8 protein-coding genes are annotated in these 8,043 nt (G+C 66.4%); 5 read left to right on the plus strand and 3 right to left on the minus strand.

The features are described from left to right. Positions 1 to 6 precede the first annotated feature (6 nt). The 5 genes from alaS to RBB31_RS06335 are packed head-to-tail and all read left to right on the plus strand — an operon-like array spanning position 7 to position 4,370. A complete protein-coding gene (gene alaS / locus RBB31_RS06315; protein ID WP_306128427.1) occupies positions 7 to 2,697 on the plus strand; it encodes an alanine--tRNA ligase in 2,691 nt (896 codons plus the stop codon). A 24-nt stretch (positions 2,698 to 2,721) separates the two neighbouring features. After that, the gene (locus RBB31_RS06320; RefSeq protein ID WP_306128417.1) at positions 2,722 to 3,006 is read left to right on the plus strand and encodes a DUF1330 domain-containing protein; all 285 of its coding nucleotides are present in this window, start codon (positions 2,722 to 2,724) and stop codon (positions 3,004 to 3,006) included. A 10-nt stretch (positions 3,007 to 3,016) separates the two neighbouring features. After that, complete coding sequence (locus RBB31_RS06325) at positions 3,017 to 3,304, plus strand: DUF1330 domain-containing protein (RefSeq protein ID WP_306128418.1); 288 nt, start codon at positions 3,017 to 3,019, stop codon at positions 3,302 to 3,304. Positions 3,305 to 3,327: 23 nt separating this feature from the next. Then, positions 3,328 to 3,795, plus strand: a complete 468-nt coding sequence (locus RBB31_RS06330; RefSeq protein ID WP_306128428.1) for an MOSC domain-containing protein — start codon at positions 3,328 to 3,330, stop codon at positions 3,793 to 3,795. A gap of 29 nt (positions 3,796 to 3,824) precedes the next feature. Next, entirely contained in the window at positions 3,825 to 4,370 is a 546-nt protein-coding gene (locus RBB31_RS06335) for a histidine phosphatase family protein (RefSeq protein ID WP_306128419.1), read from the plus strand. 8 nt (positions 4,371 to 4,378) lie between these two features. On the opposite strand, the gene RBB31_RS06340 is transcribed toward RBB31_RS06335, so the two are convergent. The 3 genes from RBB31_RS06340 to typA form a co-directional block, all read right to left on the minus strand. Next, positions 4,379 to 5,650, minus strand: coding sequence for a LysM peptidoglycan-binding domain-containing protein (locus RBB31_RS06340; protein ID WP_306128420.1), 1,272 nt, complete (start codon positions 5,648 to 5,650; stop codon positions 4,379 to 4,381). A gap of 96 nt (positions 5,651 to 5,746) precedes the next feature. Beyond that, positions 5,747 to 6,100, minus strand: a complete 354-nt coding sequence (locus RBB31_RS06345; RefSeq protein WP_306128421.1) for a cupin domain-containing protein — start codon at positions 6,098 to 6,100, stop codon at positions 5,747 to 5,749. Between the two features lie 3 nt (positions 6,101 to 6,103). Next, on the minus strand, positions 6,104 to 7,924 hold the full coding sequence (gene typA, locus RBB31_RS06350; protein ID WP_306128422.1) for a translational GTPase TypA: 1,821 nt from the start codon (positions 7,922 to 7,924) through the stop codon (positions 6,104 to 6,106). Positions 7,925 to 8,043: the final 119 nt, after the last annotated feature.

Genomic DNA, 8,043 nt, shown 5'->3' on the forward strand with positions numbered 1-8,043 from the left:
ACCCTCATGCCCACGCTCAACGAGATCCGCTCGACCTTCCTCAGTTTCTTTGAACGCAACGGCCACGAGGTGGTGCCGAGCAGCCCGCTGGTGCCGCGCAACGACCCGACGCTGATGTTCACCAATTCCGGGATGGTTCAGTTCAAGAACCTGTTCACCGGGGTTGAGAAACGCGACTATTCCCGCGCCACCACCAGCCAGAAATGCGTGCGGGCGGGGGGCAAGCACAATGACCTCGACAATGTCGGTTACACCGCGCGGCACCACACGTTTTTCGAGATGCTGGGGAATTTCAGTTTCGGCGATTACTTCAAGTCCGAGGCGATCCCCTATGCCTGGGACCTGCTGACCAAGGATTTCGGGATCGACAAGTCCAAGCTCTTGGTGACGGTCTATCACACCGATGACGAGGCGGCGGAGATCTGGAAGAAGCACGCGGGGCTGAGCGACGACCGGATCATCCGCATCGCCACGGATGACAATTTCTGGTCGATGGGGGCGACGGGGCCTTGTGGACCGTGCACCGAGATCTTCTATGACCATGGCCCCGAGATCTGGGGCGGTCCTCCGGGCAGCCCGGAGGAGGATGGCGACCGGTTCATCGAGATCTGGAACCTCGTTTTCATGCAGAACGAGCGGTTCGAGGATGGCAGCCAGGTGGACCTGGACATGCAGTCGATCGACACCGGCATGGGGCTGGAACGGATCGGCGCGCTGTTGCAGGGCAAGCATGACAACTATGATACCGACCTGATGCGCAGTCTGATCGAGGCGAGCGCGCATGTGACCGATGGTGCACCGGACGGGCCGGGCAACGTGCATCACCGGGTGATCGCGGACCATTTGCGTTCGACCTCGTTCCTGATTGCCGACGGCGTGATGCCGTCGAACGAGGGGCGCGGTTACGTGCTGCGCCGGATCATGCGGCGGGCGATGCGGCATGCTCACCTCTTGGGCGCGCAGGACCCGGTGATGTACCGGCTGGTGCCGAACCTGGTGGGGCTGATGGGACAGGCCTTCCCCGAGCTGGGCCGGGCGCAGCCGCTGATCGAGGAGACGCTGGAGCTGGAGGAAAAGCGGTTCAAGCAGACGCTGGACCGGGGTCTGCGCCTGCTGGACGACGAGCTGGGCAAGCTGGGCGATGGGGCCGCGCTGCCGGGCGAGGCGGCGTTCAAGCTCTATGACACCTACGGTTTTCCGCTGGACCTGACGCAGGACGCGCTGCGCGAGAAGGGCCGCGAGGTGGACGTGGCCGGGTTCGATGCGGCGATGGAAGAGCAGAAGTCCAAGGCCCGCGCGGCGTGGTCCGGCAGTGGCGAGGCGGCGGACGCGACCGTATGGTTCGACCTGGCCGAGACGCACAGCGCGACGGATTTCCTCGGGTACGACACCGAGACCGCGGAGGGCGTGGTGCAAGCGATCGTCGTCGATGGCGAGGCGGTGGACAAGCTGGGCGCGAACAAGGCGACCGGCTGGGTCGTGGTGAACCAGACGCCGTTCTATGCCGAAGCGGGCGGGCAGGTGGCCGACCACGGCTATCTGCGCAGCCTGGAAGGCGCGCGCGAGGCCGGAGAGGCGCGGTTTGCAGGGCATGTGAGCGATGTGCAGAAACGGGCCGGGGGCCTGTCGGCGCATTTCGTGACCGTCGAGGAGGGCGCATTGGAAGTGGGCGACCCGGTGAAGCTGGAGGTCGATCACCTCCGCCGCACGGCGATCCGGTCGAACCATTCGGCCACGCACCTGCTGCACGAGGCGCTGCGCAAGGCACTGGGCGATCACGTGGCGCAAAGGGGCAGCCTGAATGCGCCCGACCGGCTGCGGTTCGATTTCAGCCATGGCAAGGGCCTTACGCTGGAGGAAATCAAGCAGGTCGAGGAAGAGGTCAACGCCTATATCCGCCAGAACGGCAAGGTCGAGACCCGGATCATGACGCCCGACGATGCGCGGGAGATCGGGGCGCAGGCGCTGTTCGGCGAGAAATACGGCGACGAGGTGCGTGTGGTCTCAATGGGGTCCGAGGATGGCTCGGGCAAGGGCCTGGACAAGAATACCTATTCGATAGAGCTGTGCGGCGGCACCCATGTGCGGCAAACGGGCGATATCGGCCTGTTTGTCCTGGTGGGGGAAGGCGCGTCGAGTTCCGGCGTGCGCCGGATCGAGGCGCTGACCGGGCCGGAAGCGTTCCGGTACCTGAGCGAGCAGGATCACCGGATGGCGGAGCTGGCGCTGGAACTGAAAGCGCAACCGGGGGACGTTCTGGCCCGCGTGCGCGCGCTGATGGATGAGCGCAAGGCGCTGGCCAACGAGGTGACCCAGCTGAAGCGCGAGTTGGCGATGGGCGGCGGCGGTACTGCCGGACCCGAGGCCAAGGACGTGAACGGCGTGAAGTTCCTGGCCCAGGTGCTGTCGGGCGTGTCGGGGCGCGACCTGCCGCCGCTGATGGACGAGATGAAGACGCGGATCGGCTCGGGCGCGGTGCTGCTGATTGCCGATGCCGATGGCAAGGCCGCCGTGGCCGCGGGTGTGACGAAGGACTTGACCGAAAAGCTGTCGGCGGTCGATCTTGTCCGGGCAGCCGTGGCGGAGCTGGGCGGCAAGGGCGGCGGGGGCCGCCCGGACATGGCGCAGGGCGGAGCGGCGAGCACCGACAATGCCGAGGCCGCCATCGCGGCGGCGGAACAGGTGTTGCAGGGCTGAGGCCCGGGTGAGAAGGGGAACGACATGGCGGCCTACCTGATTGCGCGGATCAACGTGACCGATCCCGAGGATTACAAGGCCTATGCCACCCAGACCGTGGCGCTGGCCGAGCAATTCGGCGGGCGGTTCCTGGCCAAGGGCGGGACCCAGACGCAAGTCGAGGGGATCGGCCCCGAGCGGCACGTGATCATCGAGTTCCCCGACCACCAGGCGGCGCTGGACTGGTACAATTCGGATGCGTATCAGCGCATCCTGCCGATTGCGACCTCGTCGAGCGAGCGCGATATCGTCATCGTAAACGGAGTTTGAGGAGAACGAGATGCCAGCACTTTGGATTGCCCATGTGACCGTGTCCGACGAGGAGGCCTATGGCCGCTATGCCAAGCTGGCTGGTCCGGCGATCGAGGCGCATGGCGGGCATTTCATCGCCCGCGGCGCGCGGTACGTGCAGCTGGAAGGCAACGACCGGGCGCGCAACGTGGTGGCGAAGTTCCCGACGCTGGAGGCGGCGGAGGAATGCTATCGCTCGGACGCCTATCAAGAGGCGCTGGACCATGCGCGGAACGCCTCGGACCGTGACCTGGTGATCGTGGAAACCTCGGAATAGTGAAAGGCCAGCTGGCCGAGATCATGGCGCGGCACGCGGGCGAGGGCCGCGTGGCGTGGATCGGGCTGCGGCCGAAACGGTTGGCCGATCCGGTCTCGGTCGAGGCCGCGGAATTGGCCGGAACGGGCCTTGAAGGCGACCACGCACGCGCCGGCAAACGCGCGCTGACGCTGATCCAGGCGGAACATCTGCCGGTGATCGGCGCGCTGGCCGGGATCGGGGAGGTGGCGCCCGACTTGCTGCGGCGCAACGTCGTGGTGTCCGGCATCAACCTGACTGCGCTGCGCAATCAACCGATTCAGATTGGACAGGCCCTGGTCGAGATCACCGCGCCCTGTGCACCCTGTTCGCGGATGGAAACAGCACTTGGGGCTGGCGGGTACAACGCGATGCGTGGTCACGGTGGATGGTGCGCCAAGGTTCTGACACCCGGGCGGATCGCGGTGGGCGATAGCGTCGCACGGGCTGGACCCCGGGACGGGGCAAACTAGGCTTTCCGTCGATCTGAACGGAGGTGCCGATGCGACTGATTTCCCTGATCCTGATGCTGATCCTGCCCGGTGCCGTGGCGGCGCAGGACTGGAGCCTGCTGAAAGAGCCGGGCACGGTGGCGCTGATGCGCCATGCGTTGGCGCCCGGTGTCGGGGACCCAGCGAATTTCGATCTGGAAGATTGCAGCACGCAACGGGTGCTGGACGACCGGGGCCGGGAACAGGCCCGGCGGATCGGCGCGGCGATGCGCGAGGCGGGTGTTCAGTTCGATGCCGTATGGACCAGCCAATGGTGCCGCTGCACCGAGACGGCGGAGCTTCTCGACATGGGCACGCCCGAGGAATTCCCCGCGCTCAATTCGCATTTCGCGGGGCAGGGCGACCCGGACGGTCAGGCGGCAGAAGTCATGGCGCGGATCGCCGATATGCCCGCCAAGGCGCGGCTTTTGTTGGTGACGCACCAGGTAAACGTGTCGAAACTGGCCGGCACCGGCACCACCTCGGGCGAGATTGTCGTCGCGAGGCGCACCGGCGCCGGGCTGGAGGTTGTCGGGCGGATCGCGGTCGCGCCCTGAGGGCCGGCTTACACGCCGCAGCGCAGGAACACCGCGCCATCGCCGGAAATGTCGACGCCGCCCAGGGTTACATCCCGGTCGCCCGAAATGACAGCGATCTTGCCTTCGCCCCGGTTCTCGATCGGGAAGGCGCGATAGGGCTGGTCGAAGACCGCTGATGCGCCGTTATCGTTGAGCTTCACGCGTCCGGTACGTGGCGCGCCGTCAAGGCTGGTTTCGATGGTCAGACGGCCCTGCTGGCCCGTGATGTCAAAATCGGGCCGGGCGCAGTTGCCGGCCATGCGGACCCACGGGCCCTCGACCGCCTCGGCGTTCAGGTCGGCGGTATCATCGGGCAGGTTGCCCGGCGCGCGGACCTCTTCGTAACTGTCGACCGCGACGGTGCCGACGCCCTGTTGGCAGAACGACATCTCGGCGCGGGTGCCACGCACCTCGGCATATTCACCGGGGGTGAATTCCATGTCGCCGGTCAGGGACCATACGTCGCCGTCGGGCGTGGTCAGCGTGGCGCATTCGACGCCCTGCCGCACGCGGCCCTCGAGCGAGACCTGGTCGCCATCGCCGTCGCTGGAGTCTTGCGACACCACGTCGAAGGCGCGGGATTTGAGCGTCACGCCGCGGTCGGTATCGACGACGAAGATCAGATTGTCACCGGGCGAGGCCCAGTCGGGCAGCGTGACGGACGTGGAGATTTCGCCGTCCGCGGCGACCTGCGCCTGGTCGACGGCGCGCCATTCCGAGGCCATGCGACCGACGCCGATGGTCACGTAATCCGCGGGACGCAAGTTGCTGGCATTCACGCGAACGTCGCTGCCGGGCGGGCCGGCCAGGGGCTGCACGCGCACCGAGGCCGACGGCTCGGACGCATCGGGAAGGTCGAGCGCGTCGCCCACGGCCATGGCCAGCGGATCGAGATCGGGGTTCTCGTTCAGCAGTTCCACGACGGAAATACCCAGGGCCTGTGCGATGGAGAAGGCGGTGTCGCCTTCGCGCACCTCGTAGGTGTTCCGGTCGGGCGCGGGGGTGTTGCTGCCGCCGGTATTCGTGTCGGACGCGGCAAGCGTGATCGCTTCGCCCACCGGCAGGTCGCGCGGGTCGAGGCCGGGGTTGAGATCCATGATCAGGCTCAGTGGCACGCGGCAGCTTTGCGAGACCCGGTAAAGGGTGTCTCCGGATTGGAGCCGATAGGAATCGCCACAGCGGCTTTGGGCCTCGGCGGCGGGCGCGAGGGCCAGGCTGGCCGCGGCGGTGGTGGTGGTGAGCATGAGAGTGCGGAGCATCAAAGCCTCCTTTCGGAATTTGCGTTGGTCCGTTTCGGAAAAACGCAAGGAGGCGGGGTGATGTTCCTTCTTCCGCGCGGCGCGGGGCGGATAGGGTCACTCCAGGTCGGTCTGGATCCATTCAGGGGAAAGGTGGATGTCGGTCGACACCAGCCGCCCGGGCCCGAGGTTGACGAAGGTGTGCGGCACTTCGGCGGGGGCCAGCAGGACGTCGCCGGCCTCGGCATCGATCACCTGGTCGCCGATGGTATAGCGGGCACGGCCTTCGCGGACGATGAAGACCTCGTCATACGGATGGGTATGCAGCTTCGGCCCCGAGCCCGGCTCTTCGAACTCGGCGAAGAGAACCGTCACGTTTGTGCCCAGATCGCGGCCCTCGAAATGACCCGCCCAGCTGTCGGCGTTCTTGGCCCAGTCGGCGCGGGTCAGTTTGAGGGGTTTATCGGCCATGCGTTACGCCGTCTTGGCGGCGCGTTTGCGCTCGTGCGGGTCAAGGTGGCGTTTGCGCAGGCGCAGGGCGTTGGGCGTGACCTCGACCAGTTCGTCGTCGTCGATATAGGCGATCGCCTCTTCCAGCGACATCTGGACATGCGGCGTCAGGCGCACGGCCTCGTCGGTGCCGGACGCGCGGACGTTGGTCAGCTTCTTGCCCTTCAGCGGGTTCACTTCCAGGTCGTTCTCGCGGCTGTGCTCTCCGATGATCATGCCCTGATAGATCTTTTCCTGCGGGCCGATGAACATGCGGCCGCGATCCTCGAGGTTCCACAGGGCGTAAGCCACGGCCTCGCCCGATTCCATCGAGATGAGCACGCCGGCGCGGCGGCCGGGGATGGGGCCCTTGTGCGGCGCCCAGCCGTGGAAGACGCGGTTCAGCACGCCGGTGCCGCGCGTGTCGGTCAGGAACTCGCCGTGATAGCCGATGAGGCCGCGCGACGGGACCAGCGCGATGATGCGTGTCTTGCCGGCGCCGGCGGGTTTCATTTCGGTCATTTCGCCCTTGCGGGCGCCGGTCAGTTTCTCGATCACGGCGCCGGAATGGTCGTCATCGACGTCGATGGTGACTTCCTCGATGGGTTCGAGCTGTTCGCCATTCTCGCCTTCGCGCATCAGGACGCGGGGGCGGGAAATGCTGAGTTCAAAGCCTTCGCGGCGCATGTTCTCGATCAGGACGCCCATCTGCAATTCGCCGCGGCCCGCCACGTCGAACGCTTCGCCGCCGGGCGTGTCGGTGACCTTGATGGCGACGTTGGTTTCGGCCTCTTTCATCAGGCGCTCGCGGATGACGCGGGATTGCACCTTCTTGCCGTCTCGGCCCGCCAGCGGGCTGTCGTTGATGCCGAAGGTGACCGAGATGGTGGGCGGGTCGATGGGCTGGGCCGACAGCGGTTCGTCCACCGCCAGCGCGCAGATCGTGTCGGCCACGGTGGCCTTGGACATGCCGGCAAGGCTGACGATATCGCCCGCCACGGCCTCGTCGATGTCCTGAAGCGTGAGGCCGCGGAAGGCCTGGATCTTGGTCACGCGGAACTGTTCGATCTTCTGACCCATGCGGGAGAGCGCCTGCACCGTGGCGCCAACTTTCAGCCGTCCCGATTCGACGCGCCCTGTCAGCAGGCGGCCCACGAAGGGGTCGGCGCCAAGGGTCACGGCCAGCATGCGGAAATCATCATCGGCTTTCTTGACCTGCTTGGGCGCGGGGACGTGATTGACGATCAGGTCGAAAAGCGCGGTCAGGTCCTTGCGCGGGCCGTCAAGCTCGTGATCGGCCCAGCCGGAGCGGCCGGAGGCATACATATGCGGGAAGTCCAGTTGGTCCTCGTCGGCATCCAGCGCCGCGAAAAGGTCGAAGCATTCGTCCAGCACGCGGTCGGGCTCGGCATCGGGCTTGTCGACCTTGTTTAGCACCACGATGGGGCGCAGGCCCAGGGCGAGCGCCTTGGAGGTCACGAACTTGGTCTGGGGCATCGGGCCTTCGGCGGCGTCCACCAGCAGGACCACGCCGTCGACCATGCTGAGGATGCGCTCGACCTCGCCGCCGAAATCGGCGTGGCCGGGGGTGTCGACGATGTTGATGCGGGTTTTCTTCCACTCCACGCTGGTGGCCTTGGCCAGGATGGTGATGCCGCGCTCGCGCTCCAGGTCGTTGCTGTCCATCGCGCGTTCGGCCACGGCCTGACCGGCGCGGAAGGCGCCCGACTGCTTGAGAAGCTCGTCCACGAGGGTGGTCTTGCCGTGGTCGACGTGGGCGATGATTGCGATATTGCGCAGGTCCATTGGGGTATCCTTGGTGGTTTGGTCGTGGCCCTAAGGGCTTTGCGCGTCAATTGCCAGAGGGAAAACGGTGTTACGCGGCGATGGCGGCGCCGCGGTGCGGCAAAAGCCGCAGGAGGGTG

Source organism: Roseovarius sp. MMSF_3350 (genome assembly GCF_030733425.1).
Taxonomy (GTDB): Bacteria; Pseudomonadota; Alphaproteobacteria; order Rhodobacterales; family Rhodobacteraceae; genus Roseovarius.

What these genes read in the sequence shown, in the direction of transcription:
- RBB31_RS06340 (WP_306128420.1), bottom strand. Translation starts at nt 5,650, where the DNA reads ATGCTCCGCACTCTCATGCTCACCACCACCACCGCCGCGGCCAGCCTG.
- RBB31_RS06345 (WP_306128421.1), bottom strand. Translation starts at nt 6,100, where the DNA reads ATGGCCGATAAACCCCTCAAACTGACCCGCGCCGACTGGGCCAAGAAC.
- RBB31_RS06320 (WP_306128417.1), top strand. Translation starts at nt 2,722, where the DNA reads ATGGCGGCCTACCTGATTGCGCGGATCAACGTGACCGATCCCGAGGAT.
- alaS (WP_306128427.1), top strand. Translation starts at nt 7, where the DNA reads ATGCCCACGCTCAACGAGATCCGCTCGACCTTCCTCAGTTTCTTTGAA.
- RBB31_RS06330 (WP_306128428.1), top strand. Translation starts at nt 3,328, where the DNA reads ATGGCGCGGCACGCGGGCGAGGGCCGCGTGGCGTGGATCGGGCTGCGG.
- RBB31_RS06325 (WP_306128418.1), top strand. Translation starts at nt 3,017, where the DNA reads ATGCCAGCACTTTGGATTGCCCATGTGACCGTGTCCGACGAGGAGGCC.
- RBB31_RS06335 (WP_306128419.1), top strand. Translation starts at nt 3,825, where the DNA reads ATGCGACTGATTTCCCTGATCCTGATGCTGATCCTGCCCGGTGCCGTG.
- typA (WP_306128422.1), bottom strand. Translation starts at nt 7,924, where the DNA reads ATGGACCTGCGCAATATCGCAATCATCGCCCACGTCGACCACGGCAAG.